Below are 26,250 nucleotides of genomic sequence, written 5' to 3' on the forward strand. Positions count from 1 at the left end.
TGGCTATCGCCCCCTCTCCCGTGCTGAGTTTGAAATTCCATGCATGGTCAATACAAAAACCAGACCCGCCCAATCTACGACGACAAAAACAACTCGAAGCACCAAACCGAAAGCTTCTGTATTGGAGATTGATCCAGAATTGCTAGACGAACACTATAACCAGGTGCGCCGTCCGCAGTTGCCTTACGGAATTGTCGTTAACGATAAACCAGCAGGCATTTTGATTCCCTCTGACCAGCTTGATAAAGCCGGATGGAAAGCAATGCCGAACGAGGAGGATCTTCACACAGTTGAACTGACGGAAGAGGTAACAGGATTACTCCTCACTGAAGTGCGAATGCTGGTGCTAGCGTTTGTGCCAGAGTACATTCGCTACAAGTCTGACATTGAAGAACTGGGCAATACGGTAGTCGGACTGTACGATGAGTATCGCCACGCCTTTGACAAAAAGACGATGGATGCTTGCTCCGAACACGCGCTGGTCTTTCTTGATGAAGATAATCAACCACTACACACAACTCCAGTTGTTGTGCGCTTCAAGAATGTAGCCCTTTGGAGCTTCAAATCAGCCCGTGAAGAGTTCTACCGCAAGCTGGAGAAAACGTTTGCCGAATTCACTGGACAGCGGTATTCCGGCAAAAGTGATAAGTGGCGTAGTCTAGGTGTGTTGGAAGTCACTTTCAAAGCCGTGAAGGAGGGCGAGGGCAACAACAAGTCCTGGTGCTGCAAGACGGAGAACATTACGCCTCCAGCAACAAACAACCTGTCTCAATTATTTCTAGGCACATCAACAACAAAAGCATTGGTCTGGAGTATTCACGACGATATTGCAGGCTTTACAGAGCAGCAGTCGCTTCCTGCCTTGCCTGGTGAGGCTGACGCTCCGGCATTGCCAGCTACGACTCGTAAGCTCAAGAGTGCTAAACCGATCGCAGAGCCAGATGATGAACTCGATGATGTAGATGTCCTTGATATGGAAGCAGAAGCGATCAACGACGATGATTTCGACTTTGACGATGACGATTTAGACGAGGAATAATCGAACTGCCAGCCCTCATGCTTAGTAGAGGACTGGCATTCTTTTTTCAGTCATCTGCTGATTGGCTAGTTTTGAGTTTGCCATCTGACAGGTGGACTGTTTCGTATCTCAACGTTTGTAAATCCAACTAATGATGGATTTTATTCCTGACCAGATGCCATTGCTCACATTGCCTTGCTATATTAGCGTTTTAGATTTTTTAACAAAACTTCTTAAAGATAAAATTGAATATTTTTATTCTTTCAAATGCTCTTGAATGCCCAGTCGCTTTTGAGGTGCCGATGATTAAGAAGCCGAATTTCAAGAAACTCAGTAAACGGCGGGCAGTGGGTGTCATTAGTGTGAGTGTTGCAGTCGTTGCTGGGGTAGTTACCATCAGCAGTTATCTGCTGGTCAGAAAATTGTTACTCACCAGTGTGCAGCAAGAAATTCTAGCAGATGCCGAAAGACAGGCACAACAGATTGATCAGTGGCTGCTGGAAGAGAAAACAGAAGTTGCCACGATCGCTAACAGCCCCGTAACGCGCTCTTTCAACTGGAAGTCCGTACAGCCTTATCTAAAGGCCGAACTAAAGCACATAGGTACATTGGATCGCTTTTTCATAGCACCAAGAAATGGTCGCAAAATCTTTACTACCAATAAAGGTCTTCTGCAAATTTCAATTCGCGATCGTACCTATTTCCAACACACGATTCGGGGCTATGTGACAGTGAGCGATCCTCTTATAAGTCGCAATACGCAAAAGCCTACCATTGTGATCGCGGCTCCGATACGTGCAGCAGAGGGGACTGTTGTGGGTGTATTAGGTGGTGGAATTCCTACTGAAAAATTCCAGATTGATGCGCCAAAAATTGGTGGCACGGTTCTCTTTGGCTCAACGGGGCGAGTGATCCGCGCAACTCAACCCCCGCCCAAAGGACTACTGCAACGTTGGCAGCCTAACAAAAAAGGCATCGAAACTTGGCAAGGTTATACAGTCGTCTATGTACCGCTGAAGAAAGCCCCCTGGCTATTGGCACAGGTCATTCCACAGTCAACGGTGGAAACTCGCCTAATGCCGCTCAATACTCTGGTAATTGTAATTAGCGGCTTGATCGTTGTCGCGGCTGTTGGCGTGTGGCGGCAACTTCGATACTCTGTCGCCTTACAATACGAACGGCAGCGCCTCCAGTCTTTGATTCGCCATGCTCCTGTTGCAATGGCTATTTTTGATCGTGCTGGACGAATAATTGCTTATAGTGAATACTGGCTGGCAGAAGCCAATCTCCTCGGTAAAAGAATTGTCGGCAGTAAACTATGCGTACCCCACCACTGGAAGGAAGTTCACCAGCAGGCGGTTCGCGGCAAGATTACCCATCGTTCTGAAGAAGCCGTGCTGTTGGATAATGGCTCAAACCATTGGTTGAAATGGACGATTCAACCGTGGTATCAAGATGGGCAAATTGGCGGTAGTTTTTTGTTAGTACAACCGATCGACCAGCTTGTACAGGCACGAGAGGCGGCTCTGGAGACAGCTCGTTTTAAGTCTCAATTTTTAGCAAATATGAGCCATGAGATTCGGACTCCGATGAATGGATTGTTGGGCAGTACAGAACTGCTGCTAGGAGATGGTCTCAATGCACAGCACCGCCGCTTCGTCGAAATCATCCATGCCAATGCCCAGCATCTACTGAAGATCGTTAATGACATCCTGGATCTGTCGAAGTTAGAAGTGGGCAAACTGGTTCTCGAGCGCCACTGGTTTGATCTCAATCAGTGTTTGAATGAGGTCATCCAGGCGATGGAACCACAAGCAGTAAATAGGCAGCTTACCCTGTCGGTTCAGATCGAGGGAAAAGTCTCCAAGCGATTGTATGGAGATGCCCATCGCCTCAAGCAAATACTCTTCAACTTGATTGGCAATGGGATTAAGTTTACTTCAACGCAAGGAAAGGTCAGTTTGGCTGTTAGGGCAGAGGTCTGCGAACTGACCAGTACCCTGCTGAGATTTGAAGTAACCGATACCGGAGTTGGCATTGTTCGCAGCAACTATCCCAGACTATTCCGGGCTTTCTCACAAGTTAATTCTTCCTCGCCGCGCCAACACGAAGGGACAGGCTTGGGACTGGCAATCTCTAAACAACTCGTGGAGCAAATGGGTGGAAAGATCGATTTCAAGAGTCAACCTGGAAAAGGCTCAACATTCTGGTTCACAGCTCGGTTTGATGTAAGGACCTCAGATTTACAGTCAGAACCTGTTGGGGTTGTAGTGCCCGTGGAACCTGTTCTTCAGGCATTAAACGTTCTGTTAGTTGAAGATAATGCTATGAATCAATATGTCTTACAGCACCAGCTACAGCGCTTGGGGCATCGAGCCGAGGTTGCCAACAATGGAAAAGATGCGTTGGGAAAGCTGAAACTGAAGCCTTTTGATCTAGTTTTAATGGATTGCCAAATGCCAGAGTTGGATGGTTACAGCACAACCCGTCTGATTCGATGCAACGCTGCCCACGCAAGTTTGCCCATCATTGCTCTAACGGCTCACGCAATGGTGGAAGAGCGGCAGCGTTGCTTGGATGCAGGTATGAATGATTACCTGAGCAAGCCAGTTTCTCAACAAGAACTTGCCCAAATGCTAAATCAATGGGGCAGACGATCGGCTTTGCAGTTGCGGAACAATTCACCGCCCGACCAGCCTAAGCGGAGGTCTCTGCCCCGTGACTTGAGAGTGCTACCCTCTGATCCTGTGCCCGTGGATGTGACGTATTTGCTGGAAACGTTTGATGGCATAAGAGCCGTATTAGAAGTTGTTCAAAAGTTTGTAAGAATCGCTCGACGGGAACTTGCCGTTCTAGATGTTGCTCTAAAGCAACAAAACTGGCAGGCAGTTGCCTACTGTAGCCATCGGTTTCGAGGAGCTTGTGCTATCGTCAGAAATCAATCTCTCATACAGTGGACAAAGCAACTGGAAGTATTGGCAAAGCAGCCTCATCCCCTGGCTGTTGAGGGAGAGCGGTTGTTAGAGCATTGCCGCCAGGAAGTCTTGCGAATTAATCGTTGGGTGCAATCGACCAGTACACACTCAGACTCAAAAAGAGGGTGAGATTATGGCTGGCAGCAAAATTCGGATTTTTCTGATTGAGGATCAAGAACTGGTCAGGTTTGGGTTGACAGTAGCGCTTCCCAAACATAATCCCAAAATTGAAGTCATTGGCGATGCAGAGACTGGCGAGAAAGGACTTACGCTGATCAAGACGCGACAACCAGATGTTGCGATCGTAGACCTGAGTCTACCAAAAATGAGCGGCATTGAAGTGACCCAGCATCTTAAGCGTCACCATTCTCAAGTCAAGGTAATGGTGTTGACGGTCAGCGGAGATGAAGCCCATGTGATTTCTGCTTTTGAAGCGGGAGCGGATTCCTATTGCATGAAAGATAATCCGATCGGGCTAATTGGAACCGCATTGGAACAAACCTATGAAGGAAACCACTGGATCGACCCGGCGATCGCTCGCTACATTCTCCAAAGCTGCGTAATGAAACCTGCTCAACCTCAAGTGCCAATAGAGCCAGAATCACGTTCCGAAGAGCCATTAGCACTATTTGACGAACCCATTCAGACCTTTGAGAAGCTAACCGATCGGGAAGTTGATGTGCTGGAACTGGTCGCAAAAGGACTGACCAACGGCGAAATTGCTAACAAACTCTTCATCAGTCGAGGCACGGTCAAGAGCCACGTTGCCAGCATTATGCAAAAATTGTCTGCCAAGAGTCGAACGGAAGCTGCTAGCCGTGCGTTGACAACTGGACTCTTGAATCAGAAATAGCTACTTTCCCTGCTACCGCCGCTGACATGGGGATGAAATAAGGGTTCCCCATGTCAGCCGATTTTTATACCTATGAAGACACGCAACGGGCGCAGCAGAAGGTATCTCGTGGTGTTCGCGCCAAACCTTTTTATTCTTATGTACAAAGTGATGCTGACTTGGAAGCCGCGATCGCTCCGCTGCTGACTGCAAAAATTCTGGCGATCGATACCGAAACTACTGGCAGAGATCCGCACACTGATCGCCTGCGGTTAGTGCAACTGGCGACACCTAATCAACCCGTTGTAATCATTGACCTGTTTGCAGTCAAAGATTACCGCCTGCTCAAGCACTTATTGCAGGGTGGTGCTCTCAAAGTAGGACATCACTTCAAGTTTGACTGGCAGTTTCTCACGCAGGCTGGAATGTCGCCATCCGGTTCGTTTTTCGACACACAGCTTGCCTTTAAAGTGTGGACGGCTGGTATTAAAGTTCGTTCATCGCTACAGGCGGTAGTCAAGAAAATTTTGGAGATTGATCTCGACAAAGACCAGCAGCAGAGCAATTTTTCGCGATTAAACCTGACTCCCAAGCAGCTACAGTATGCGGCGATAGACGCGGCAATTCTGCTACCACTGCATGACGCTCTGGTTCGGCGGTTGAAAGTTACGAAGCTGGAGGCGATCGCCCATCTGGAATCCCAATGCCTAGTTGCCTTTGCCCAAATGGAACTTCATGGTATGGGGATTGATCAGCATCGGTGGAAGGAGCAACAGTCTGCCCTTAACACCCAGCTAGCACAGACTTTAGAACAACTGCATCAACAACTGCGATCGCCTGGAGATTTTCAAATTAGCCTATTGCCTGACTGTAGTGATGGGATTAATCCCAATTCGCCGAAGCAGGTAAAAGCTGCCCTTGCTGCCATTGACATTTTAGTCAAATCAACCGATCAGCGAACGTTGCTGCCGATCGCAGATCAACATCCTGCTATTTGTACTCTGCTGCAATACCGCCACCTCAGCAAATTATCTGACAGCTTCTATCAACCGCTCTTGCACCATATTCATCCTGCAACGGGACGAGTGCATCCGACATGGTATCAACTCGGCGCGCGATCGGGGAGAGCCAGTTGTCGTGATCCTGCCCTGCAAACCATTCCTCACAACGAGGCGATCCGTCGTTGCTTTGTTGCTGAACCAGGAAACGTCATTGTCAAGGCAGACTTCAACCAGATTGAGCTACGAATTGTTGCCAAGATCAGTGGTGATGCCCGGATGCAGCAGGCGTATCGAGCGGGAAAAGACTTGCATCGATTGACTGCCGCTTTCATTCTCAGAAAACCACCAGAACAAGTGACTGAGGAGGAGCGCCGCTTAGCCAAAGCCATTAACTTTGGATTGATTTACGGTATGGGAGCAGGCAAACTGCAAAACCAGGCACAGGTGAAGTATGGAGTAACGATGAGCTTGGAAGATGCCCGACACTTTTGTAAGCGCTTTTTCGAGTTGTATCCCGGCATTAAAAAGTGGCATGAACAAGTGAAGCGCGATGTCTATATCAGTAAGTTACGAGAATGCCGCACGATGACCGGACGGCGACGACGCTGGCGAGAACAGCCCAGATTAAACGAGATGATTAACCAACCCGTGCAGGGATTGAACGCTGACATCACGAAGCTGGCGCTGGTAAATCTAACTGGACGATTACCATTTGAGGCTTACATCGTTGGAATGTTGCATGATGAAGTGCTAGTGGAATGCCCAGAAGGAATGGCAGCAAAGGTCAGTCGCTTGGTGCATCGGTGGATGGAGCAGGTAGCGCAGCAATTACTTGACCCAATCCCTGTCATTGTTGATGTGCGAGTGGGTAAGAGTTGGGCGGCATGAAAAAAGAGTGAAAAAAAGGGGGCACAACCAGTGCCCCTGCCGCCCCTGGCGGCGGTTAGGGTGAAGTTGAGATGAGGAATTCATCGATATGGCAACAACCACGAAAGCTAGAAATGGTAATGCTACCAAAACGACTCCAGCAAAAACGGCTGCTAAGCCTGCACCATTACTTGATCTGAGTGATCCCAAAGTGGCAACCAAAGCAATTCGCAATGCTCTTTTCCAAACCTACAAGGTGAAGGTGGCTCTGCGAACTGAAAGTGCTGTCATTCCAGCCTATTATGGCTTCCGGGAAGTAATGGGAAATGCCACCTCCGCAGCGGTTAAAAAGAACAACGGCACCTTTGATTGGCAGGCATGGAACACGAAAGTGTTTCCCAAACTGTTTGGTGAGCCAGACTCATTGAAGTTTGACCTGGCAGTGATGGCGCAAATTGCCGCTCACTTTGATGCTGCAATTCCTGAAGATCCCGATGAGGGAATTCGAGCGTTGATCGACGTGAATCGGCGCAGTCTGGAACGTCGTAACGGCAGAAAGGCGGCTGATCCGGATGTGCCTGATGTACTTGACAGTCTGGACGATCTGGATCTTGACGATGAACTCGAAGAGGATGCTGACGACGATCTAGAGGAAACTGACGAGGATGGCCTCGACTTAGATGACGAATAGTTAATAACCTTGAAAACCTAAAAGCCTGATTCCAAGAGGAGTTGGGCTTTCTTTTTTAGTTAGTAGCTTTTTGTTGCTCTAGCGATCGCACCCACAGTGTACAAAAGCCTGATCGCACCTTCTTCTCCCCCAACTTCAGCGTCACTCCTAGCTTTTTCGCCTGCTCCTCGCACTCCAAACGTCCCTGCCAATTGCGGGACAGCAAATCCCGATTCCACTCCATCAAATTCCTGGCAAACTTGCCCTCGCCGCTGGTTGCCCACTTTAAGGCATTTGCTTCATCTAGCGTGAGTTGACGCTTGCCAGATGGGTCTTGAGTCACCTGAGCTTGTCGTGACTGAGCATAGGACCATCCCAGTCCACCGCCAAGCGCGGCAGCAGCTAATAGTAACGCGCCTGCAATGATAGTCGAAGTGGCACTCAACTGGTGCATGAACTGGTCGATCGCGGTTTTACGAATCAGCGTGTGAACCGTGTGCGCGATCGCGGTTTTCTGTGCCTCTAATGCCGTGCGTTCGTATTCCTTCAAACCTTCCCGATAGTCTGCCACTCGGCGATACACTTCATCTCGCCACTGCTCAAACAGCGCGTTCATGTCTTTGGGTTTCTCTTCCAGCAAAGCCTGCAATCGTCCAGTTGCTGCCATCAGAATAAAGGCTGGATCATCGGAATTGAGGTTGTACTGCGTCAACACTTCAACCACCTTTGCCTTCACATAGTCTGGTTCACTGATCAACAGATAATCCAGGGCAGATTTTGCGCTTGCTGACAGTTTTAAGGATGGTGGACGGTTTGGTAGCGGTGGCGGTGCGATTTCCTCATCATCCAGAATTAGGTCTTCATCAGTAGGGATTGGAGAAGTACCATTACGATTGGACATGGGCAACCTCCTGACTTGTTTCTTCGATTACGTTGACAGTGTCAGGTGTGGTTTTTGTGGATTGTTCGGATTTATCAGAAGCAGAGTTTTTTGTACTCGATTTTCGAGTCTTTGTTTTCTCCTGAAGTTGGGCAGCCTGGGTCAGCTTGGCCGTTTCTTCTTGGGTGAGAGTGCCATTCCAAAGGTTTAGAGCATCGATCGCCCGTGCAAATTCTTTGAGAAAGGTGGCAACACGCTGCCGTTCTAGTAGATGGAAGTGATCCGACGCGGCGATAGTCTGAGCAAACGTCCAGCCCAACTTATCCCACTTGTCTCGTTCGTAAGGTGGGAACTTGGGGAAATCCATCACTTTGGCATGGGGCGAGGCAAAAAGGGCTTTCCAGGGTTTACCATTCCCTGTCTGTTGAGTTTCAATCACGTTGCCAAACTCCCGCCATTGCCGCTCTGTTGCCAAGTGCAAGTTGCGAACAAAGATATGGATGACTCGCCCTTCAGGATATGTGGCATGGTCCTCCAGCGATCGCTCAAATAGCTCCAATGTTTGCTGGCTGGGATTGCACAGGAACCATTTGATCAGGCGCACAGGTTCGCCCTCTTCTGAACTCATGCCACCACCACTTGTGAGATTGAGTTCCAGCAGCCCGTTGCTTTTGAACCAGTCGTAGACAAACTGATGTGCTCCGGCAGGCAGGTTAACCAGGGGAATCAAATGTTGCTCCACGCTGCTCCACACTTTGTCCAGGTCTTGGTATTCAATCTCGCTCAAGACCAGTTCAACAGCATCGTTGTAGAACTTTTTGACGTTGTAATTGTGTGCATTATCCGCATCGAACAGTTGAATCGGGTAGTTGTGAGTCTGGCAATAATGCGCCATCGCACAGGTAAACAAGGATTTGCCGCGCCCACCCCCAGAGCCATCGACGATATGAATTGTAGGTTGCATGGTTGCCTCCAAATCAAACAGGTTGCAGTTGTGGGTGAATCGAGCAGAAATACTGAAACAGTGCCCAAACGTCTGAGAGCCGGTGTCCCAGTTCGTCAGTGTCAATGGGTTCTGGTATTTCTACATCGGCATGAAAGGAAAGATGCTGACCAAAGTGCTTGACTAACTCCGTAGCAATCAGATTGGTTGTGCCACCAGCGAGTACCCACTCATCGGCACCGTTGGGCATCACTTCTTGTAGCCAGGAGGTGATAGTTCGAATGTAGTCAGCCCGTGCTTGCCGAGCGATCGCTGCCAAATGTTTGGCTTCCTCTGTTCGATTGGATGCTTGAGTGGAGCGGGCGATCTCCACAAAGGGTTCCTCACTTTGCATCTTACTGCCAATCCACTCGACGATCGCTGAAAGCAGACGTTCAGGAGTTTGCCCACTGCTGCGTTGCTCAATCTGTTCCAGACAACGAATGAAACCCAGGTTAGAGGATTTGAAGACAGACAAGGCTCCATGTTCAAAAGCAATCACGCTAGCATTGCGGTGTCCTAACATGGCGATCGCGATTCGCTGAGTTGAGAACTTGTCTTTATGCCTATTGGCATAGCGAATGGCAATCCCCGCTCCTTCAGGTTGACAGTCAAACTGCTCTAGCTTCACCTTCAATCCACCTCTGGGCGTTTCAAAGCGGGTCAGAGCAGAGCGAAGTTGTTTCTCAAAGCGTGTTCTATCCTCATACTCATTCGGTGGCAGTAGGCAGGAAAGCGACAGGTGAAATTCATGCGGAAACTGTAGTCGCTGCTGAATCACCCAAATGGCTGCCAGTGTTTTGTAGAGGGCACGCTCAAACTTGGGTTGATTCAGTCCAGCATGGGCGTGAAAGCGTTTGGCGAGTGTCCCTACTGCCCAGCAATCATTACCCAACTTCACCCAAGTATTGTGTTCTGGAGCAGGTGTAAACAATTGGGTTGTTTGCAATTGCTCCAAACTGGTAGGTGAGATCTGAGCCGCTTCAGGAGCCATTACCAGACTGGTAGGAGATGAAATTTCGTTCAGGGTTGTATAAATTGCTTTGGTAGACGAGCCGCCAAAGTCGATCGCAACCATAAGGTGACGTGACTGAAGTTTAGTCGTTGGCATGAAATGGTTCCACTACTTGAGTTTGCTGAAGTTTGCATTACTAAATGGGTTGACGAGTTTATCAGGCACAGTTGTCGCTTGGACGACATCTTTATTTGCAGTTAAGGTTTGATTGAATGTTGTCAGTGATGTGTGAATCTGGAGTGAGGTCGGAAGTTGGGCATTCAGCCGGGAAGTAATCAAAGCGGATTGAGCCGTTAACGCGGAGACTGCCTGACAGCCATAGATGTGCAGATCTTCTAGTGAGATAGCAGACGCGATCGACGGTTCCATGAGTGACAGCGGCAGATAGAAGGCGGTAGCTGCATCCAGCAAAAAATCACTGATGGTGTGATACGGGTGTTCCTTCAGGTAGCGCAACAAATGAGCATAAATGGAGGTTGCCGGAACCCGCAGGCGACAAGATAGTTCTGCCAATTCGGAGGAAGATGTCATAGCAAATCGTGACCAATGACATTGCTTACCGTAGCGAGTACCTGTGGCAGATCGCCTCTGAAGGATGGACAAGAAAAATCTCCCATTCAAAAGTGAAGGAGTGGCTAGCACTCAAAGAACTTTAGCCAGTTGGGAGATGATCAACACTCAATACCGATTCAGCACCCACCCACCTCCCCAACGCGCAAGGAATTTGAAATAGCGACGCTGTCGCGGTAAGGGTGAGCAAACGCTGCTTAAGCGCAAGGAGCGACCACGGTCGTGCCAATCGTGAGCATGGCTCAACCTGAACAACCTGAAAATAACAAGGAGAATCAACATGGCTCAGACCACTCGCGTGAACTTGATTGATGCTGCCACCGAACACCTCAATGGTGAAGTGCAAGTCCGCATGGTGCTCAACACCCTGCGAGAATTGACTGGACATGCCCTTGAAATCAAAGCTTCCAGTCAGGGTAAGAACTTTGATTGGAAAAAGTTTAAGGTGCTATTTGAACGGCAGTATGGCAAGCTCGATTTAGACGAGTTGATGGCTGAAGCAGCAAAGTTCGGCTTCACTTCGGTTGAAGAAGTGCGGGCAGAGCGCCAGAAGCAACTGGCAACGTTTTACAAACGCCAGAATGCTTACAAAGCAGCCGTTGCCCGCAACGATGTGGCAGAGCTAACCGCTTAAGCCAACAATCCCCATTCCGAATTCCTACTCAGGGATGGGGCTACTTTTTGCCCACCCAGCCCACCCGCTTTGTGAGGGCGAAGGAGTAGTTCCTCTGTTCTGATTCGTGACGTGGCGGTTTGAGACGCATAGCGGCGATCGCCCTCAAAATGCCTTCTACTGCCGATTTTCTTTAACCACCTATTAGAAATAGCTGTCAGCAACAGGTAATGCTTGATACTGAACAAGATGCTGTGTGCGTCAGGATGCGGCAATGTGCCATTCGTTTACGCCGCGAACTGCCCCTCGAAAAACATTGCAAGCTATGTTGGTGTACGGACAATTTGTTTTTAGAGAATACACACAGGTGTTGAAGGCGATCGTTGCTGGTGAAAGCTAGGCAATGAACGATTCTCCTGTGAGACGCTATGCGATCGCTGGAGATGTGATGATCGCGATCAGCCGTGAAATCGACTAAACTAGAATCATCTAAATCGTTCAGCAGCCCATTGGTACTCGCGATGCAAATTTCTCTGACTCCTGAGCTAACGGCAATCATCGAACGGCAACTTGCTTCTGGTGCCTACGGTAGTCCTAATGAGGTCGTTGCAGCGGCGTTGTTGCAATTTGATGAGTTAATTGACCCGGCACTTGAAGCACAGGTAGATGAAGAGAACGATCGTCGCTGGCAGAAGTTTCAGAAAACAGGTCATGCTGTTTCCCATCAAAATGTCAGAGAGTGGGCTTACAGCCTGAGTACGGACAATCCCTTGTCATGTCCGCAATAGTCTGGCTGCCAGAAGCCCTCGATGATCTCAACCGAGTCTATGCTTTCTTAGAATCTAAAAATCCCGACGCTGCCGCTCGTGCGGTTCAGGCAATTTTTGAGGCAGCCGATAGTTTGGCAGAAAACCCTTTCCGCTGTCCACAACTTAGAACGCATCCGAATCGGAGGAAACTGCGAGTATTTTGGGGTAAACGTGGGTATTTGATTTACTTTGGAATTCAAGACGACACCATATACATTCTTCAGATTTGGCAAGGCTTGGAGGATAGACCAACTTAATTTGCTCTGGAGCATTTCTGTAGTAATGGGCAGTGCATGAAGTAGGCAGGTAATAGTCTCACTCTCTCCAATAGCAAAGGTTGTTGGTTCTGCTACCGCAATGGTCATGGCAATGAGTTACCCACTACGCCATGACAGACCAGCTCAAACTTTTCGGTATTGCTGACCAAACGACTGGCGCTCCTCACGTTGTGTGCAAAGCAGATGGCGAAAGGCTTGCTCAAACCATTGCCCAAATGAAAGCAATGGCTTCAGTATTGGAGCCAGCGCCGACAGCCTTTATGGAAATTTGCCTGCTGCTGCTCCAGGTCAAAGCTGAACATCTCCACTACTTCCGGGGTTCAATTGTGGTTGGCAAAAGTGCCTGGGCAGATGTGCTTCCTGATTGGCTGTTGCAGGCTGTTAGACGGGAGCGGTTTGAACAAATCCTGGATGAATTTGAGCAGGGCGCAATTACAGAACGATCGACCCCGGCTGAGATTGTTTGCGCTTTGCAACCACTGACATTGGAAGCACCGCTGCATCGCGATTATGCGGATTTAGTCTTATGGGCATTTGATCAAGTGCTGCAACGACATAACCGAGTGCCAGCGGGGTATAGTTCATTTTTTGAGATGAACGGCGATGTGCCTATCTCATTTGAGCGAGTTGAACGAACTTACCGGGAACTGGGGATGGACATTCGTAGAAAAGTAGTCAGGTCTGCACCCAAGTATCGCCAGAAGACTGAGGCGCTCAAGCCGATTGTGGTAGAGGAACTCTCTAATACGATGCAAGTTAGCCTATTTGACTGACGTACTCCATCTCTCAGCAGGTGAAACCGCTTGGAAATGTTTTTGTTGCTATTGGAAGGGACAATTTTTCCGGTCATGTGGGAGAGGCGATATGAGGCGACGAGTGGCAACACTTGAGATACTTACTGATCAGGAAGCCGTTATGCTCTCTGCAATAATCCGTTTAATAATCATCTTGGACAAAGCCAAATGCCAAAGTCTACACAGCGTCTGGATCGCATTGAATTCCGAGCCAGTGATGAAGATCGGGAGCTGGCAGAGCAATTAGCGACTCAATATGACCTGTCAGTGAGTGATCTCATCCGAGTGTTGTTGAAGCAGGCGGCTCAACGATCGCTTCTATTTCCTGATCAGTCGAGATCGCTCTCAAAGACGAAGCTTCTGCAACTGGCTGTCCTCTATCGACAACTCGGCGCGATTCATACGGTGCTTGATCAAGTTAGGAAATTAAGTAACGTGTCTCAGCCAGAAGCTTCGATAGCTGTGAGTGTAACCCTGCTTGATGAGTTGGATGAGATGATCAAGCAAATCCAAAATCTCATTGTCCAAATTAATGCTTGAAGGAGAACTATTGTGAATTTAGCAAGACCTCAAGACCATTTACGCATTGAGTTTCCGATTGACTCAGTCCGACAATTTGAATCAGAACAACGGGCAAGAAAATTGGGCATTAGTGCAGCTCAACTGATCAGCTATGAAATCTTGTCCAAATATGGTGCGGTTGCCAGTGCAATGTTGCACCGAGAACAAGTGGTTAAATTAGGGAGGCTCTGTCGAGAACTTGATCCTGCAAATCACTATGAAGGGGAGCAGGGTCCGGCTGATTTAGTCATTCTGACTGAGATTGAGAATACCTTGAACGAAATCTACACGGCCCTAGGTGAGCAGATTCGCACAGCGATTGAGGAACGGTAGGTGAGAACGACGCTCGAAGCGGTAGAGCCAAATTGCAGCCACCTCAGTAATTCTCTGACTCATTGAACGATCGCATAGCGACTCAATCTTAAAAGTACTGTTTTGATGATTGGTAAGCAGTTCAAAGGAAAAGCGTTTTATCCAGTGCTGGCATACGCGCTCGGAAAGCAAGGGGCGAAGTTGATTGGCAGCAACATGGCAAATTCACAACCTGCTGACTTAGCCCAAGAATTTGATTTTTTCAAACGGCTGAATCCGGCAGTCGATCGCTGTATGTATCATGCATCCCTCAGTCTGCCTCCACCAGAGCAGATAAAGGATGCGGTCTGGCATACCCTTGCACAAAAGTATTTGAAACAGATGGGTTTTGATGATAACCAGTATGTGGTTGTGCGGCATTGTGATCGTGCCCATGATCATGTTCACATTATTGCCAGTCGTATCAAGCTGAATGGCTTTTGTGTCTCAGATAGCTGGGATCACCTTCGTATTCAGACAGTGATGAGAAAATTAGAACAGGAGTTTAATTTGACTCCAGTTGAATCTACTTGGGAGAAGGAAAAGAGGCAATATCCAGAGATGGTACTGCCTAGCATTAATGAAGAAAATAACCATCAAAGACTTTCCATTCCATACGAACAAAGTCGTCAGTTAGAATTGTGATGCCTACCGCCGAGAGGTGGTGAAGCATTGTTATTTCGTCTATGGTTTTACCTAACTCGCAACCGATTGATGCACTTGATCCTCAATCTCGTAATCAATTAATTCAGTCCTACGCCAAAATGCTCTACTCCAAACTATGGCGATCGCCGATCGCAGCACAACGAATTCTGAAACAAGAATGGCAAGGTACATTCGCGGTGGTTCAAGCACGATTTCCCAATCTTGACCTGACCCAACCGGAAGTGCTAAAAAATCTGGAACAACGTGCCTACGGGTGGTGGACAGTTAAAGGGGTGAAGGGTAAAGATATCGATTGGTGAAACGACCTCGAATCTTCAGGAGCGATTGCCGTGAGTAGACAAAGCATCAAGCCAATCCCGTCTCGACGGCAACCTCCCACCTGTCCACACTGCGGGAGTGACAGAATCAAAAGTGCTGACAAGATTTATGAGGAAGGCACTTATCAAGTGACTCATAGTGGATATTCACTCGGTACCGGAAGGTATCGTGGCACTTCTACCGCCCAGAGCAAGTTGGCGCAGCGTGCAGCCCGACCGACAGCACCCACAATGTCAGCAATTCCGATCGCACTCTGGATTGTTTTTTGGTTTCCAGGAGTGCTGTGGGAATTGTTTTACTGCTTAACGGGTGGCATGAGTCAGCAAGCATTTGTGACATCATCAGTGCAGAAATTTTTGATCATGGCGATCGGGAGTGTGGGTATCTGGTGGCTGCAAAAAATTGCTTACGATCGTGCCTACAACCGTTACTGGAAACAACTTGGTGTCTGGTCAAGCACCTACTTTTGCTTAGACTGCGGTGAAAGCCATATCAGGGAATAATTTTTAGAAAAGCCGCTACCGCGACCCCGTGTCCTGACCTTCATGGGATGCGTTATGGACACCGCAACGACTCAAACTTCCATCCAACTTTCTGTTTCAGGGGATTTAATTGATGAGGCTGCCAGAAAGCTTCAGCAGTTCTTTGCACAGCAAGATGATACTGTCTACGACCTCATGTTTCTCCGACAAGCCATCATTATGTGGCTTGAACTCTCGGTTGGGCAACTGGCACAAGAAGCTGACTGGCATTGCCATACAGGAATTGCTCAATACGCCTTCAACCGCAATGGTTTTGAGATTGCACTTCAGAAATACCAAAAAGTAGCCATGCAGTAATGCAACTGACTCCAGCGACCACGACTACCGGGGGTGCTTTTTCAAAAGGTTATGACTGAGAATCTATCTTCACCTCAAACTATCCGTTTGGATCGTGCTGGACTTCGACAGACCACCGTTCGATTTTTGCGCCGCATTGGGTTTCGTCCTGGTAATCGAATCTGGCTGCGGATTTCGTGGGATTTGCTAACTCAGTTGATTCCTCCCAGGTGGGACTCCTACCAGAAAGGGGACAAGCAAATTTATCAGCACTATGTATTTTGCGGCAAGGTGACGAAACGGGGTTTCACTTTGTGCGCCTGCATGCATAGTGGACGAGATGCAGCAGGCAATACTCGCTGGAAAGTGAGCCGTCGCCGTTATCGAGATGGCTGGAAAGTTGCCTTTAAATTTTCGTGGCTGGGTGCAACGGTTTGCTTCTACCCCAACCAACCAGAGCAGGGCATCAGTAACGATCACGTCAACCATTGCAATTGCCTTTTTTACGAAATTGACGACCAACAGTTGACTGAGCAACAATTAGCTCTGGAGCGCTTGAAAGACCAGACAGGACTGCATCCCACTGCTATTGCCTATACGGGCGGTAAGTCCCTTCATGTTTATATTCGCTGTCAACAACCATTAGCTCCTGAACACTGGTTGAGGCTCAACCGCAAATTAGCCATTTTGCAGAATGCTGACCCTGCAATTTGTAACCCAGCGCGATCGATGCGGCTAGCAGGAATGGTACGTCGCAAAGTTGTTGATGGTCAGTTGGGTTTACCCATTCCAATCACGCTGGAAGAAGAGAGCGATCGTCAATATAGTCCAGAGGAATTGGAAACTGCACTCGATGCTACTGGTTTATTTCCCTATGACTTACCTGAGCAACGGTGGCGAAAGTGGGTGCGGCTCACGCGGTGATCGAAAGCCGATGAAACCGTTGACCCACTTTCTGCTTTGCTCGATCCACCCGTACTGCCCTCCCAACCGAATCGACTGCAACCTCTGAAACGGTCAGGGCAGGTGGGACGCAACCCACAACCGATCAAGCGCCCCCAGCGACGCGATAGCGGCGCAGCTATTCCGCTATTGATTTGCCTGACTCACGATGATCAACGTTTGTTGCAGTGGGGCGAAGGGGAAGGCAACCGCAACAATGCAGGGTACAAGCTGGCTCGTGATTTACTGGGCACAGCGAACCTGCTCGATGAGGAAGGGATTGCGTATTATTCTGATCCGCAGCGATTGTTTCAACGCTACTGCGATCGCTGCTCTCCACCACTTGACTCTGATGAAGCGGATACCATTTGGCAGAGTGCTGGTAAAACTCCTGCCTATGCCAGTCGATCGCTGGACTCGATCGTCCTTAGCATTCAGCGTTGGCAGGCAATAAATCAGCCTCGTAAGAAGCCATTGCGACCTCAAACGTAAATTTCTTGCATTGCTTCAAATTCTTGCCACTCATCTTCTCCAATAACACTCTTTGCTATTTCAATGGCTTCTTGCCCTCCAGCACCGTGTTTTATGAGCAAACCTGCATTCCAACGAATTCCAATAGACGGATGTTCAAGGGCTTGTACTAGAACGGTTGAAGGCAATTGAATTTGTGTAGCTCGTTCCCACTTAAAGTCAACAGGCACTTTGGGGCTTTGGCTAAAAATGGAACCAACTGCTCTTTCATCTTCATAGATTTTTTGCAATTGCTTCAGCGCCAGTAGATTTTCTGAAACTGTATTTGATTGCAGTAACGCCTTAATAGAAGCTAAATCGAAAGAAAAAAACCGATTTGTATTCTCTAGCATCCATACCGCTTCTGTTGCCAGTATTTGAGAGTCAATATTCAGGATGAAAATCATTCCCCTAAGCACGGTATCAATAGCTTCTAAATCATGACTATTGCCCAGAAGATCCCAATAAGTGGTTGGCATATTCCACCATCCCATCCCTTTGAGAAGGATTCCGAGAGTAACTGACTCTTGCGCTTGCTGTCTTGATTCCGATATTGCTGTAGGAATCCCAGTTAATCGAAGAACTGCTTTTAGAAATACCCGATCACCACATTTTGCACGTTCTTTCCTTTCTATCTCTAGTAAGGTATTGCGTGGACTGAACTCCGCAAAAAGCTTGTTAGGACGAGTAAGCTTTTGCCAAAAATCAACCCATTTCTTCTTATCTTCCTGTTTCACAGAAGATTTTAAATTTTCTGAAACATAATCGCGTAGTAGTTTCTCTACCAATATGTGAGTTCCAACATTGAGAGAGCCTTGAGAAGTTAACTGTAAAATCTCATTGGCAGTTTCAACGTTTGATTGTCTTTTGAGTAGAAGCTGACAACCTTTGACAATTACTTGATCTCTGATCTTCCATTCAGAAGTACTACATTTCCTTGCACTTCCACCTGAGAATGGGCTTCTCTTAGACACAACTGATTCTGTTATAATTTGTTTAATAACCTCTTTGAGGTCATTCGCATCGATGCTATCTTCGCAACAATCTAGTGCAAGGCTCATTGCTGATACTTGAGTCCAAGAATAAGTACTTGCGAGTAGTGACACTGCAATACTCGCAATGATCCTTGAACCCTTATTTGCTATTAACAAAAGTGCCTCGGTCGCTTTAAAAGCTATATCAGGCGAAGAGGATTTTAATCGTGGTTGAATTTGTTCGATTAATGCTTCTAAAAGTTCAGGCGATATTTCACTGGCTTCTGCTGCTACCTTTATCGCTAAAAGCGCTTCTGGTGAAGTTGTATCTTCTGAGTTATCTAGTTCAAGCAAATATGTGGCGATTCTCTCTCCTCGCCCCAAGCCAGCCGCAAAGCATATCGTTTCTCTCCAGCTAGAGTCTTTTCTAACTTGCTGAATCCACTCTTTCAAGCTAGTTTCATCTAAATGAGAAGCGTATTGACCTGCTGCATATTCACATAAAGAGAGATGGACAAAATTTATTACTTTCTGATACCCAAGCTTGAAGCAATCAAACATTCGTTGATTTCTCCAAAAGATAATTCCCTTCACAGCTTCTTTTTCAGCTTGTAGTGATGTAAAACCTCTCTTTTCAAGCTCTTGAGTCAAGCTTTCAATAAGCTCTCCTTCAGTCAGAAGAGGCTGATGCATTAATTTCCAACCTGCTACTTCAAGAACACGCTTTGCACTTCTTTTGCTAAGTTCAATAGATTCTCTATACTGTGGAAGATGCTCACAAGCTAAATCAATAACTGCCTTATAGATTTCCGTTCGATTCTTCTGCCTAAGATCTACATCTGATCTTATTAGTTGAACAATAAAACCAAGTAACAGTGGGCTTCTCGATACAAGGGAACGTAGCTTTTCATCTTGTAGAAGATTCTCGAATAAAGCTAATTTTTTCTCAAGTTCATCTTGCTCGATGGTAGAAGTTGTTAGAAGCTGTTTAAAATACTTCTGAAGGCTTTCTTTGTCTAGAGGTTGAATCTCTACCTGTTTCCATCCAGGAAGTAGTTCTGGCTCATAACTGATACGGTTAGTAGTAACAACTCTAGCTGCTGGATGCCCTGCCGTCCATGAGATGAGTTGCTCTGCAACATTTGCTCGATCAGTGTTGCACTCATCTAAACCATCTGCTAAAAGATAATCGGCATTGTTGAGAGCTTCCCGTATTTTGTTCTGATTTAGGTTTAAGCCATCTGTTGCATTTTCTAAAACTGCATCACTAAATTTTTTACCTTCTTTGGAACGCCACAGTCGTAAAACTTCTGGAAGACGAACTAATAGAACCTTCTTGCCCATGCAAGATAGCTCATAAGCTATTCGTCGAAGTAAGGTGCTTTTGCCGCTCCCTGGATGTCCGATTACAATACTTAAGGGGTAAAGCTTTTTAATCAATTCTGCTTTGAAAGATTCCCTATCCCCTTCGACACATTTTGCTTCTAGTGGAATCCAGTTGTTTCTAATGGAGAATTCCTCAGACAGTCCTGGAACAACGAATTGATCAGTTTTGCTCTCAATCCATGAGACATAATCGCGAACAAAGTCTATTTCTTCGGTTTTGTCGCCTAACCTTTCAGCCTGCTCCTGTCCGCAAAAAGCGCTTACCCATGCTCTGCTAAAAAAGTCATCTACTAGCTCTGGGCACCGTTTGAGCTTAATGGATAGCTCGCGACTATCCCAAGAAACCAATGTTATGCCTCTGCTCTGAAGAATGCTGCTTTGGGACTCCAGTTCATCAGTCCGCTGCTTTGCTCCCAAACTCTCCTTTGTACACAAAATGAAGGTCTCTGTCTTATCAACCCAGTCTCCTTCGAGAAACTTAGAGATTGCTTCACGTATTTTAGAGGGACCGAAGTCATTGACACGTTTACATTGATATACCGCGTAGCTTTGTAGGCGTGGTTTTCTGGCATAAATATCGATGCCTTCCTGTTTATCACCACGCTCACCATACAACTGACAGTATTCTACATCAGCTTCTAGTCTGGCTAAACGTAGACAAAGTTTCTCAAAGTTTTCCCAGGTTAGCTCTTCAAGTGGAAGAGTTTGAAGTCTTGTCTGAACAGGCAACGCATCCACCGGAGTTGGAGGCTCGTCTAACCAAGAAGGAACAGAACTGCTGGTTTTTTCTTCCATGAACTTGAATCTGATGACTGTATTTATGTATAGTAATAAGTTTCTCTGTTAATACAGCCTTTACAGGTAAAATATTTCCCCAATCGACTGCCTCATAACCGGGGAAATCAGTCACCTATCTCGTCAGCAGCTTCTCCTCAGTTCCCCAAAACATCAGTCCGCCTCGTATGATCTTGTACTCTCGACTGTCCCGCTTTGGTCTGGAACCGAATACAGCTCAAGTTTCAAGCGTGCCATTCAGAGTGTAGCGAAACGCGATCGCGCCGCTCTTAAAGCTTCACTAAAAACAACTGAATCTTTTTGTGTTCGATGCATGAATTTGAGCGTAGCGATCGCTCAGTTCCTCGATCGTCAACTTATCGCCGAAGTTGTCCTGCTCCTCCCAGGCTTTGATTGAGTCCTGAAGTTTCTGCCGCCCAGTGGGGGTGAGTACAACACCTCGTTTGCGTTTGGGCTGTCCTGAAGTCATAGCGATTTTCAGTAAGAGATCCGGGTTGCCGAAGTTAAAACCCGATCTTCGGGAAGATAAGTGGGTTTTCCCGATTTTAAGCGGATTCAATCGGTCTTGGGTCTAAATTCTCTAAACGCTGAAAAGCGGGCAGGTGAAGGGACAGGATTGTTTGCCTGAAAAAGGCTTAATTTCGGATCTAACCACTGGATTTTCCCTGGTTCAGAAAGGTTTGGAATCGCACACTAAGAGCATCAAACCTAAGAGATACAGGAGTGCCAGCGATGAGTCTCACATTTGCACCAGAAATCATTGAATTGTTTCCTCAAGCTGCGATCGGTGAAGTTGAGCAAACCATTACCCGGCATCAACGAGGGCGAGTTGAATTCATGGCGACCACTTGGTTTGCCCGGTTTTACCATCCCAACTGTGCAGAGACATTGCCGGGTATGCCCGTGAGGGTGATTGGCAGAGAAGGTCTGACGCTGCTGGTAGTTCCAATGGACGGTTGGATTCATCCGCCAATCCCCATCGCTGATCAACCTGAAGCCAACCAGTCAGGTCTGCCGGGATGGATGCAGCAGATCGGTTCCTGGTTTGCTACCTGCTTAAGTTAACGGAGGCAAGATCATGATGCATCATCCTCGTCAGCATGGCTGGCTGTTTAGATTTGCCAGTAAGGTACTCAAATATCTTCTGCTGAGCCTGTTTGGGTTAGGAATTACCTGTTTGCTGTCGGTCGTTTTGGCAGCATTTCCACTGGTTGAAGTTCTGATCAACCTTTTTGGGTGGTGGTTGGTTCGGATAACCATTATCGTCGTTTGTTTGATGGCAATGGCTGTGGTGATTGAATCTGTCCGGTAAGGCTTGTCGCCATCCACGGCGATTTACTCGAATCAGCATCCCATTTAAGGATTCACTCATGGTTCTACTTCCCCGTTCAACGGCAATTCCCAATCTTCTACCGTTAATCCTTCAACACAATTGAATTCTTGGGTATTGTGTGTCACTAGAGTTAGGGAATTGGCGAGTGCGATCGCAGCAATCAAAACATTATGAGATCCGATGGGTGTACCTGATGCAGCCAGTTGAAATCGAATTTGTCCGGCAATCAGCGCCGCCTGATCATCAAGCGAAAGACTGAAGAACTGATTGAAAAACCTTCCCAGAGTCGCTAGATTTTGCTCCCGCCTTGAGCTTCGGTAGGCTCCGTAGGACAATTCTGCTTTGACAATGCTACAAAGACGAATATCTCCTGGCTGAAGCATCGCAAGTTTACGAGGTACAGGAGCACTTCTACTATCATTCAGTAAATGAATACAGGTGTTGGTGTCCAAAAGATAGGTCACTTTAATTCTTCCCGTACTTCATACTCTCCCTGTTCAGAGCGAACGAGCGGTTCACCGTCCCAACTGCCGATCACTTCTTCAAAAAAACCAGGTATCCAACCTGTAGATTCTGATGCTTTTGATTCGGGTTGAATTAAGGGTTGAATAATAACCATTACCTCCAGCTCGGTGTTGGTAATTCCTATAGGCACTTGCAAATTAAGAATTCCATCTGCGCCAACATGAGAACGTAATGTAACACTTTTCATCTCTAAATCTCCATTTTTGGTTTTTCATCTTGAATCTTTAATTGATTCTCTAATTTGCTGTTGATAGTCCAGAGGATCGACGGTGAGCTGAATAACGCCTGCGTATTCAGACAGTGTTGATGTTGTATCTTGTGCTTGATAGGCTTCTAGAATTTTTTCAATGGCTTGCCAATCTTGATAGTCAATTAGAACTGCAACAGGTCGCATCGATTCGTCAGTGACAATTTGCTTTTTAATCGGTTTCATCATTCACTCCTAAATTAGGTTTTACTGACCCATTTGAAATTTAGTTTTCATCGATCGCCTCACTCTCTCCATCAGCTTCAGCATTTTGCTTTCAACTCACCAAATGAACCCAGGGTAGGCGCGATCGCACGGTATTGAACAGTCGGCGATCGCCTGTCCAAAACTCAGTCTCTAACCGCTCAGCCAGAGCAAGATAGTGAGCATCATAAGCCGCAGGTAAATTCTCGCGCTGGGCAATCTTAAGGGCTTGCCGATGCAGTTCAGAATCACCATAGCTGCTCAGATCAAACCCTAAAACCCGATCCAACAATTCTTGTACTTCTTGCTGCGTAAGCTGTCCTGAAACGGCATACCGATGTAGAGCATTACTAACCTCGTAGAAAAAGAGCGTAGGAACCACAATAGTAGCCTGGGACTGTTGCCACCGTTTCCATAGCTGATCAGCAGAGGAATCTGGATTCTTGCCAGTTATAAAACGAACAACAAAACTAGCATCAACACAAATCATTTGAGGCACCGTAGAGCTAGATTGAGCCATTGAATCAAGAATCTTGTAAAGATTGCATTATTTCTGCTGTTCGCTCCTCACGCATTTGCCAGATGATTTCATCTGGCTCTGGCGAAAGCGGTTGACCATCCCGACGAGCAAAGATTCTTTTCCTCAGCTCATTGAGTTCCTGATATGACTGTCTCCAATCCTTCTTTGGTGTCGCCTTTAATCTCTCTTCCAGAAGTGTTTGCTCCTCTGGAGCCAGGGACTGAATAATTTGAGCTAAAGATTCGACCAGTTTAGTATTCATTTCTTGCCTCCATTTGACTTTTTATTTTGTAGACACCTTAGAGTTTTCCTAAAGGGAATTTTGCATTGACTGCCTCACTCTCTCTATCTGTTTCGGTGCTTCCATTTCACTAAAAAGATGCATTGCCTTACGAAAGTTTTCGTAGCTCCTTTCAACTTCGTTCATGCTTTGATAGGTTATACTAAGCTGATAATATGCCTCGGCAAGATCACATTTGGCACCTATCTTTTCTAGAAGTTGAATTGCCTTTAAGTGGTTTGGAATTCCTATATCAAACTCTTTTCGACTACGATAAAGTTCTGCCATACTATTTAAAGCTGAAGCCTCAACTTGAGTAAAGTGATTTTTTCTAGCGTGTAAGAGGGTTCTTTGATAGACTTCAAACGACTTTTCATACTCCTCTAAATTTTTGTGTGCAGTAGCTATGTTTAGCAATGTGTATCCTAAACCTCTAATACTTAAGCTGATTCCTGGTAAATCACTGTATATCTTCTTTATAAAGTGCTCTGTTTCTAAATTATTTCCTAAGCATGAATGTAAGAAGGCTAATCTTGACCAAGCAACTACTGCACGTCTATGAAATTCGGTATCCTCAGAAAGTGAACTGACTATCTCAAAAATCGGTATTGCTTCTTTAAGTTCTAGAAGCTCTATTTTACAAAGCCCAACATGATGCCAAGATTCTGCCTCAAGATCTCTACTGTTGAACTCAACTGCTACTTTTCGTGCCTCTTCGTAACACTCATGAGCTTTTTTTATGCTGCCTGTTAGTAAATACAAATTGCCCAGCTTGTGATAAAGATAACCAAAATCCAACTTATTATTAACGTTTTCAATTATCCCAATGATTGCAGATGTCATTGGTTCAAACACCCCAAGTATACAAAATGAAGAGGCAAGGCTGTTCTGTGGTAAACCCCCAGGAGAAAGGTTTTCTGAAAAAGAATTATCTCTTTTCTTGAGAAGTATGTTTGCGGCTTGCTCGAAGTCACGATTTTCTAGATAATGATGGTAAGCTTCTAATGCCTTCAAAGCGTCCCCTATACTCGTAACTGCCTTCACGCTATTTGTCCAAAACTCTGCTGCTTTACGATTGGCTGTCTCCCAATCTCTAGTTCCTCTAAGTCTTACGATTGCCTCCCCTCGAAGGACAGAATGGAGCCAGTATTCTCCATTCTCAAACTCAACTAACGAACGATCTTGCAATGACTTAACAACTCTCCGATGCTTCTTTTCTGGAACATCCCAAAGAAGGCAAAACAATCCTCGACTAGGTACGGTTGGTATATCCTGAAAACGATAACATCCCATCCGACAGAGTAGCTTATAGGCATCAGGAGCGAGTCGCTTTAAGCGGTTAAACTGGTTGGCTACCAAATCCTCCAAATCTTGCTCAATAAATAATTCATCTTGATTGGTTTTCCAATATTCCCCCATGTCACCTGAAAAATCTTCTAAGATAGTACTACTAACTATGTTCATTGCTTTAGCATTTCCACCATGGGCATTATGCAAAGCTACTAAAGCAGGCTTGTCAATAGGAATTCGTCTAGTATGAAAGAACGTCTCCCAAGCTGAAATATCTAGATTCCTTAAAAGATAATGATGTACTGTAACATCAACTTCTCGCAAACGTTCACGACTAGTAATCAGAGTAGTTGATCGTACCGAAGAATCAGTTAAAACTCCTAGTAATTCGACATATCGACGATGTGCTGTAATAAATCTTCCTGATGAATCTAGGGCTGACTCTAGATGATCAATTAAGATACCAATGTACTCATCTTGAAGTTTGCGTTTGAGTCGATCGAGGGATACAAAGAATTCTCGTCCTGGTTCCTCTCCCAATTGCCGCAGTTTTTCCTCAATTAGGCTTTCGATCGAGGCAATGTCCTTCGTCTCTTTGGCAATGGGAAACTCTAGGAAGGAGCCAAACTCCTGCTGGAGATATTTGCGCGCTAAGGTAGTTTTGCCCACACCGCCCCTTGCTTGAATCACAATGAGCCTGGCATTGCGGCTGATCAATGCGTTGAGATCGGCGATCGCCTCATCCCGTCCCACAAAATTGGGATCAGTGGTTAGGGTTGCCTGAGTTGCTGGAATGTGGTCGCTATCTGTCAGCGTCAAGCCAAAGGATTCAAAGCAGCGGGCGATCGTGCGTTTATCGGAGCCTTTGCAATCCAGAACATTCTTCACTGTCTCAGGGTCGAGTCCAGTCAACTCTCCCAATCGTTCCAGCGTATATTTGTAGCCAGAATTCTCCTCCATCTCATGCGATCGCAGTCGTTCCCGGAGCTTCTTCAGCCCATCCGGTGTCAGCACACGGGCACGGTTTCGTTTGGGAGCGTTCATACGTCCTGATCAATTTACTCTGGCATTACTGCTATTTTGGCGGACTTTGGGGAAGATAAGCATCCGCAAGGCGTTCACTTAGATCAAGGGAACCCAGCTATATGCCCTCAAACCATTACAGGCAAAGGAGTTGAGGATTTTAGCCTGCCTCCACTAAATTCGGGGTTAACCACTGGATTTTC

32 protein-coding genes are annotated in these 26,250 nt (G+C 46.7%); 20 read left to right on the forward strand and 12 right to left on the reverse strand.

Annotation, left to right across the window (positions count from 1 at the left end; all coding sequences use genetic code 11):
- Positions 1-43: 43 nt before the first annotated feature.
- The 5 genes from ACKFKF_RS09640 to ACKFKF_RS09660 all read left to right on the forward strand — a co-directional run bounded on the left by ACKFKF_RS09640 (position 44) and on the right by ACKFKF_RS09660 (position 7,384).
- Positions 44-1,039, forward strand: a complete 996-nt coding sequence (locus tag ACKFKF_RS09640) for a DUF5895 domain-containing protein (protein ID WP_446867527.1) — start codon at positions 44-46, stop codon at positions 1,037-1,039.
- Between the two features lie 281 nt (positions 1,040-1,320).
- The gene (locus ACKFKF_RS09645; protein WP_446867528.1) at positions 1,321-4,122 is read left to right on the forward strand and encodes a response regulator; all 2,802 of its coding nucleotides are present in this window, start codon (positions 1,321-1,323) and stop codon (positions 4,120-4,122) included.
- Between the two features lie 4 nt (positions 4,123-4,126).
- Entirely contained in the window at positions 4,127-4,846 is a 720-nt protein-coding gene (locus ACKFKF_RS09650; RefSeq protein WP_446867529.1) for a response regulator, read from the forward strand.
- Positions 4,847-4,896: 50 nt separating this feature from the next.
- Positions 4,897-6,714, forward strand: a complete 1,818-nt coding sequence (locus tag ACKFKF_RS09655) for a DNA polymerase (RefSeq protein ID WP_446867530.1) — start codon at positions 4,897-4,899, stop codon at positions 6,712-6,714.
- Positions 6,715-6,802: 88 nt separating this feature from the next.
- The gene (locus ACKFKF_RS09660; protein WP_446867531.1) at positions 6,803-7,384 is read left to right on the forward strand and encodes a hypothetical protein; all 582 of its coding nucleotides are present in this window, start codon (positions 6,803-6,805) and stop codon (positions 7,382-7,384) included.
- Between the two features lie 55 nt (positions 7,385-7,439).
- Here ACKFKF_RS09660 and ACKFKF_RS09665 read toward each other — a convergent pair whose 3' ends face one another.
- From ACKFKF_RS09665 to ACKFKF_RS09680, 4 genes are read right to left on the reverse strand one after another with little or no spacing between them, the layout of a single operon-like run.
- A complete protein-coding gene (locus tag ACKFKF_RS09665) occupies positions 7,440-8,264 on the reverse strand; it encodes a DUF6753 family protein (RefSeq protein WP_446867532.1) in 825 nt (274 codons plus the stop codon).
- On the reverse strand, positions 8,251-9,207 hold the full coding sequence (locus ACKFKF_RS09670) for a hypothetical protein (protein ID WP_446867533.1): 957 nt from the start codon (positions 9,205-9,207) through the stop codon (positions 8,251-8,253). Before ACKFKF_RS09670 ends, ACKFKF_RS09665 begins: the two co-directional genes overlap by 14 nt.
- A 13-nt stretch (positions 9,208-9,220) precedes the next feature.
- Complete coding sequence (locus ACKFKF_RS09675; protein WP_446867534.1) at positions 9,221-10,336, reverse strand: ParM/StbA family protein; 1,116 nt, start codon at positions 10,334-10,336, stop codon at positions 9,221-9,223.
- Between the two features lie 12 nt (positions 10,337-10,348).
- Positions 10,349-10,771, reverse strand: a complete 423-nt coding sequence (locus ACKFKF_RS09680) for a hypothetical protein (RefSeq protein WP_446867535.1) — start codon at positions 10,769-10,771, stop codon at positions 10,349-10,351.
- A gap of 319 nt (positions 10,772-11,090) precedes the next feature.
- Here ACKFKF_RS09680 and ACKFKF_RS09685 point away from each other — a divergent pair, with 319 nt between their 5' ends.
- The 13 genes from ACKFKF_RS09685 (at position 11,091) to ACKFKF_RS09745 (ending at position 17,452) form a co-directional block, all read left to right on the forward strand.
- Positions 11,091-11,444: a hypothetical protein gene (locus tag ACKFKF_RS09685; protein ID WP_446867536.1), complete on the forward strand. Its 354-nt coding sequence runs from the start codon at positions 11,091-11,093 to the stop codon at positions 11,442-11,444.
- A 253-nt stretch (positions 11,445-11,697) separates the two neighbouring features.
- Positions 11,698-11,823 carry a hypothetical protein gene (locus tag ACKFKF_RS09690; RefSeq protein WP_446867537.1) on the forward strand — a complete coding sequence of 42 codons (126 nt, stop codon included), beginning with the start codon at positions 11,698-11,700 and terminating at the stop codon, positions 11,821-11,823.
- A gap of 121 nt (positions 11,824-11,944) precedes the next feature.
- Positions 11,945-12,211, forward strand: coding sequence for a ribbon-helix-helix domain-containing protein (locus ACKFKF_RS09695; protein WP_446867538.1), 267 nt, complete (start codon positions 11,945-11,947; stop codon positions 12,209-12,211).
- A complete protein-coding gene (locus tag ACKFKF_RS09700; protein WP_446867539.1) occupies positions 12,199-12,489 on the forward strand; it encodes a type II toxin-antitoxin system RelE/ParE family toxin in 291 nt (96 codons plus the stop codon). The genes ACKFKF_RS09695 and ACKFKF_RS09700 overlap by 13 nt, the downstream gene beginning before the upstream one ends.
- Positions 12,490-12,620: 131 nt before the next feature.
- Positions 12,621-13,283, forward strand: coding sequence for a hypothetical protein (locus tag ACKFKF_RS09705; RefSeq protein ID WP_446867540.1), 663 nt, complete (start codon positions 12,621-12,623; stop codon positions 13,281-13,283).
- A 189-nt stretch (positions 13,284-13,472) separates the two neighbouring features.
- Entirely contained in the window at positions 13,473-13,844 is a 372-nt protein-coding gene (locus ACKFKF_RS09710; protein WP_446867541.1) for a hypothetical protein, read from the forward strand.
- Positions 13,845-13,856: 12 nt separating this feature from the next.
- The gene (locus ACKFKF_RS09715; protein WP_446867542.1) at positions 13,857-14,198 is read left to right on the forward strand and encodes a hypothetical protein; all 342 of its coding nucleotides are present in this window, start codon (positions 13,857-13,859) and stop codon (positions 14,196-14,198) included.
- A 105-nt stretch (positions 14,199-14,303) separates the two neighbouring features.
- Positions 14,304-14,861, forward strand: a complete 558-nt coding sequence (locus ACKFKF_RS09720) for a relaxase/mobilization nuclease domain-containing protein (RefSeq protein WP_446867543.1) — start codon at positions 14,304-14,306, stop codon at positions 14,859-14,861.
- A 41-nt stretch (positions 14,862-14,902) separates the two neighbouring features.
- Positions 14,903-15,181, forward strand: coding sequence for a hypothetical protein (locus tag ACKFKF_RS09725; RefSeq protein ID WP_446867544.1), 279 nt, complete (start codon positions 14,903-14,905; stop codon positions 15,179-15,181).
- Between the two features lie 30 nt (positions 15,182-15,211).
- The gene (locus ACKFKF_RS09730; protein WP_446867545.1) at positions 15,212-15,703 is read left to right on the forward strand and encodes a hypothetical protein; all 492 of its coding nucleotides are present in this window, start codon (positions 15,212-15,214) and stop codon (positions 15,701-15,703) included.
- Between the two features lie 54 nt (positions 15,704-15,757).
- Positions 15,758-16,039, forward strand: coding sequence for a hypothetical protein (locus ACKFKF_RS09735; RefSeq protein WP_446867546.1), 282 nt, complete (start codon positions 15,758-15,760; stop codon positions 16,037-16,039).
- 51 nt (positions 16,040-16,090) lie between these two features.
- Entirely contained in the window at positions 16,091-16,942 is an 852-nt protein-coding gene (locus ACKFKF_RS09740; protein WP_446867547.1) for a hypothetical protein, read from the forward strand.
- Positions 16,943-16,978: 36 nt separating this feature from the next.
- Positions 16,979-17,452, forward strand: coding sequence for a hypothetical protein (locus ACKFKF_RS09745; protein WP_446867548.1), 474 nt, complete (start codon positions 16,979-16,981; stop codon positions 17,450-17,452).
- On the opposite strand, the gene ACKFKF_RS09750 is transcribed toward ACKFKF_RS09745, so the two are convergent.
- Complete coding sequence (locus ACKFKF_RS09750; protein ID WP_446867549.1) at positions 17,443-20,625, reverse strand: NACHT domain-containing protein; 3,183 nt, start codon at positions 20,623-20,625, stop codon at positions 17,443-17,445. The two genes, ACKFKF_RS09745 and ACKFKF_RS09750, sit on opposite strands and share 10 nt — an antisense overlap.
- Positions 20,626-20,905: 280 nt before the next feature.
- Positions 20,906-21,094: a hypothetical protein gene (locus ACKFKF_RS09755; RefSeq protein ID WP_446867550.1), complete on the reverse strand. Its 189-nt coding sequence runs from the start codon at positions 21,092-21,094 to the stop codon at positions 20,906-20,908.
- Positions 21,095-21,357: 263 nt separating this feature from the next.
- Here ACKFKF_RS09755 and ACKFKF_RS09760 point away from each other — a divergent pair, with 263 nt between their 5' ends.
- Complete coding sequence (locus ACKFKF_RS09760) at positions 21,358-21,690, forward strand: NfeD family protein (RefSeq protein WP_446867551.1); 333 nt, start codon at positions 21,358-21,360, stop codon at positions 21,688-21,690.
- 13 nt (positions 21,691-21,703) lie between these two features.
- Complete coding sequence (locus ACKFKF_RS09765; RefSeq protein WP_446867552.1) at positions 21,704-21,937, forward strand: hypothetical protein; 234 nt, start codon at positions 21,704-21,706, stop codon at positions 21,935-21,937.
- Between the two features lie 56 nt (positions 21,938-21,993).
- Here the strand turns inward: ACKFKF_RS09765 and ACKFKF_RS09770 are convergent, their stop codons facing one another.
- From ACKFKF_RS09770 to ACKFKF_RS09795, 6 genes are all read right to left on the reverse strand, one after another.
- Complete coding sequence (locus ACKFKF_RS09770; RefSeq protein WP_446867553.1) at positions 21,994-22,422, reverse strand: PIN domain-containing protein; 429 nt, start codon at positions 22,420-22,422, stop codon at positions 21,994-21,996.
- Positions 22,419-22,670, reverse strand: a complete 252-nt coding sequence (locus ACKFKF_RS09775; RefSeq protein ID WP_446867554.1) for a hypothetical protein — start codon at positions 22,668-22,670, stop codon at positions 22,419-22,421. Before ACKFKF_RS09775 ends, ACKFKF_RS09770 begins: the two co-directional genes overlap by 4 nt.
- Before the next feature lie 24 nt (positions 22,671-22,694).
- Positions 22,695-22,916: a hypothetical protein gene (locus ACKFKF_RS09780; RefSeq protein ID WP_446867555.1), complete on the reverse strand. Its 222-nt coding sequence runs from the start codon at positions 22,914-22,916 to the stop codon at positions 22,695-22,697.
- A gap of 91 nt (positions 22,917-23,007) precedes the next feature.
- On the reverse strand, positions 23,008-23,454 hold the full coding sequence (locus ACKFKF_RS09785) for a type II toxin-antitoxin system VapC family toxin (RefSeq protein ID WP_446867556.1): 447 nt from the start codon (positions 23,452-23,454) through the stop codon (positions 23,008-23,010).
- 4 nt (positions 23,455-23,458) lie between these two features.
- On the reverse strand, positions 23,459-23,716 hold the full coding sequence (locus ACKFKF_RS09790; RefSeq protein WP_446867557.1) for a hypothetical protein: 258 nt from the start codon (positions 23,714-23,716) through the stop codon (positions 23,459-23,461).
- A 48-nt stretch (positions 23,717-23,764) separates the two neighbouring features.
- Positions 23,765-26,068: a tetratricopeptide repeat protein gene (locus tag ACKFKF_RS09795; RefSeq protein ID WP_446867558.1), complete on the reverse strand. Its 2,304-nt coding sequence runs from the start codon at positions 26,066-26,068 to the stop codon at positions 23,765-23,767.
- Positions 26,069-26,250 lie beyond the last annotated feature (182 nt).

This window comes from Phormidesmis sp. 146-12, from assembly GCF_052939495.1.

Excerpts from the sequence above, each read along its gene's own strand:
- ACKFKF_RS09690 (WP_446867537.1), top strand. The coding sequence starts at position 11,698 with ATGTGCCATTCGTTTACGCCGCGAACTGCCCCTCGAAAAACATTGCAA.
- ACKFKF_RS09640 (WP_446867527.1), top strand. The coding sequence starts at position 44 with ATGGTCAATACAAAAACCAGACCCGCCCAATCTACGACGACAAAAACA.
- ACKFKF_RS09680 (WP_446867535.1), bottom strand. The coding sequence starts at position 10,771 with ATGACATCTTCCTCCGAATTGGCAGAACTATCTTGTCGCCTGCGGGTT.
- ACKFKF_RS09785 (WP_446867556.1), bottom strand. The coding sequence starts at position 23,454 with ATGGCTCAATCTAGCTCTACGGTGCCTCAAATGATTTGTGTTGATGCT.
- ACKFKF_RS09760 (WP_446867551.1), top strand. The coding sequence starts at position 21,358 with ATGAGTCTCACATTTGCACCAGAAATCATTGAATTGTTTCCTCAAGCT.
- ACKFKF_RS09665 (WP_446867532.1), bottom strand. The coding sequence starts at position 8,264 with ATGTCCAATCGTAATGGTACTTCTCCAATCCCTACTGATGAAGACCTA.
- ACKFKF_RS09790 (WP_446867557.1), bottom strand. The coding sequence starts at position 23,716 with ATGAATACTAAACTGGTCGAATCTTTAGCTCAAATTATTCAGTCCCTG.
- ACKFKF_RS09685 (WP_446867536.1), top strand. The coding sequence starts at position 11,091 with ATGGCTCAGACCACTCGCGTGAACTTGATTGATGCTGCCACCGAACAC.
- ACKFKF_RS09655 (WP_446867530.1), top strand. The coding sequence starts at position 4,897 with ATGTCAGCCGATTTTTATACCTATGAAGACACGCAACGGGCGCAGCAG.
- ACKFKF_RS09795 (WP_446867558.1), bottom strand. The coding sequence starts at position 26,068 with ATGAACGCTCCCAAACGAAACCGTGCCCGTGTGCTGACACCGGATGGG.
- ACKFKF_RS09765 (WP_446867552.1), top strand. The coding sequence starts at position 21,704 with ATGATGCATCATCCTCGTCAGCATGGCTGGCTGTTTAGATTTGCCAGT.
- ACKFKF_RS09775 (WP_446867554.1), bottom strand. The coding sequence starts at position 22,670 with ATGAAAAGTGTTACATTACGTTCTCATGTTGGCGCAGATGGAATTCTT.
- ACKFKF_RS09705 (WP_446867540.1), top strand. The coding sequence starts at position 12,621 with ATGACAGACCAGCTCAAACTTTTCGGTATTGCTGACCAAACGACTGGC.
- ACKFKF_RS09735 (WP_446867546.1), top strand. The coding sequence starts at position 15,758 with ATGGACACCGCAACGACTCAAACTTCCATCCAACTTTCTGTTTCAGGG.
- ACKFKF_RS09675 (WP_446867534.1), bottom strand. The coding sequence starts at position 10,336 with ATGCCAACGACTAAACTTCAGTCACGTCACCTTATGGTTGCGATCGAC.
- ACKFKF_RS09755 (WP_446867550.1), bottom strand. The coding sequence starts at position 21,094 with ATGACTTCAGGACAGCCCAAACGCAAACGAGGTGTTGTACTCACCCCC.
- ACKFKF_RS09660 (WP_446867531.1), top strand. The coding sequence starts at position 6,803 with ATGGCAACAACCACGAAAGCTAGAAATGGTAATGCTACCAAAACGACT.
- ACKFKF_RS09710 (WP_446867541.1), top strand. The coding sequence starts at position 13,473 with ATGCCAAAGTCTACACAGCGTCTGGATCGCATTGAATTCCGAGCCAGT.
- ACKFKF_RS09645 (WP_446867528.1), top strand. The coding sequence starts at position 1,321 with ATGATTAAGAAGCCGAATTTCAAGAAACTCAGTAAACGGCGGGCAGTG.
- ACKFKF_RS09720 (WP_446867543.1), top strand. The coding sequence starts at position 14,304 with ATGATTGGTAAGCAGTTCAAAGGAAAAGCGTTTTATCCAGTGCTGGCA.
- ACKFKF_RS09725 (WP_446867544.1), top strand. The coding sequence starts at position 14,903 with ATGGTTTTACCTAACTCGCAACCGATTGATGCACTTGATCCTCAATCT.
- ACKFKF_RS09670 (WP_446867533.1), bottom strand. The coding sequence starts at position 9,207 with ATGCAACCTACAATTCATATCGTCGATGGCTCTGGGGGTGGGCGCGGC.
- ACKFKF_RS09650 (WP_446867529.1), top strand. The coding sequence starts at position 4,127 with ATGGCTGGCAGCAAAATTCGGATTTTTCTGATTGAGGATCAAGAACTG.
- ACKFKF_RS09695 (WP_446867538.1), top strand. The coding sequence starts at position 11,945 with ATGCAAATTTCTCTGACTCCTGAGCTAACGGCAATCATCGAACGGCAA.
- ACKFKF_RS09780 (WP_446867555.1), bottom strand. The coding sequence starts at position 22,916 with ATGAAACCGATTAAAAAGCAAATTGTCACTGACGAATCGATGCGACCT.
- ACKFKF_RS09740 (WP_446867547.1), top strand. The coding sequence starts at position 16,091 with ATGACTGAGAATCTATCTTCACCTCAAACTATCCGTTTGGATCGTGCT.
- ACKFKF_RS09700 (WP_446867539.1), top strand. The coding sequence starts at position 12,199 with ATGTCCGCAATAGTCTGGCTGCCAGAAGCCCTCGATGATCTCAACCGA.
- ACKFKF_RS09750 (WP_446867549.1), bottom strand. The coding sequence starts at position 20,625 with ATGGAAGAAAAAACCAGCAGTTCTGTTCCTTCTTGGTTAGACGAGCCT.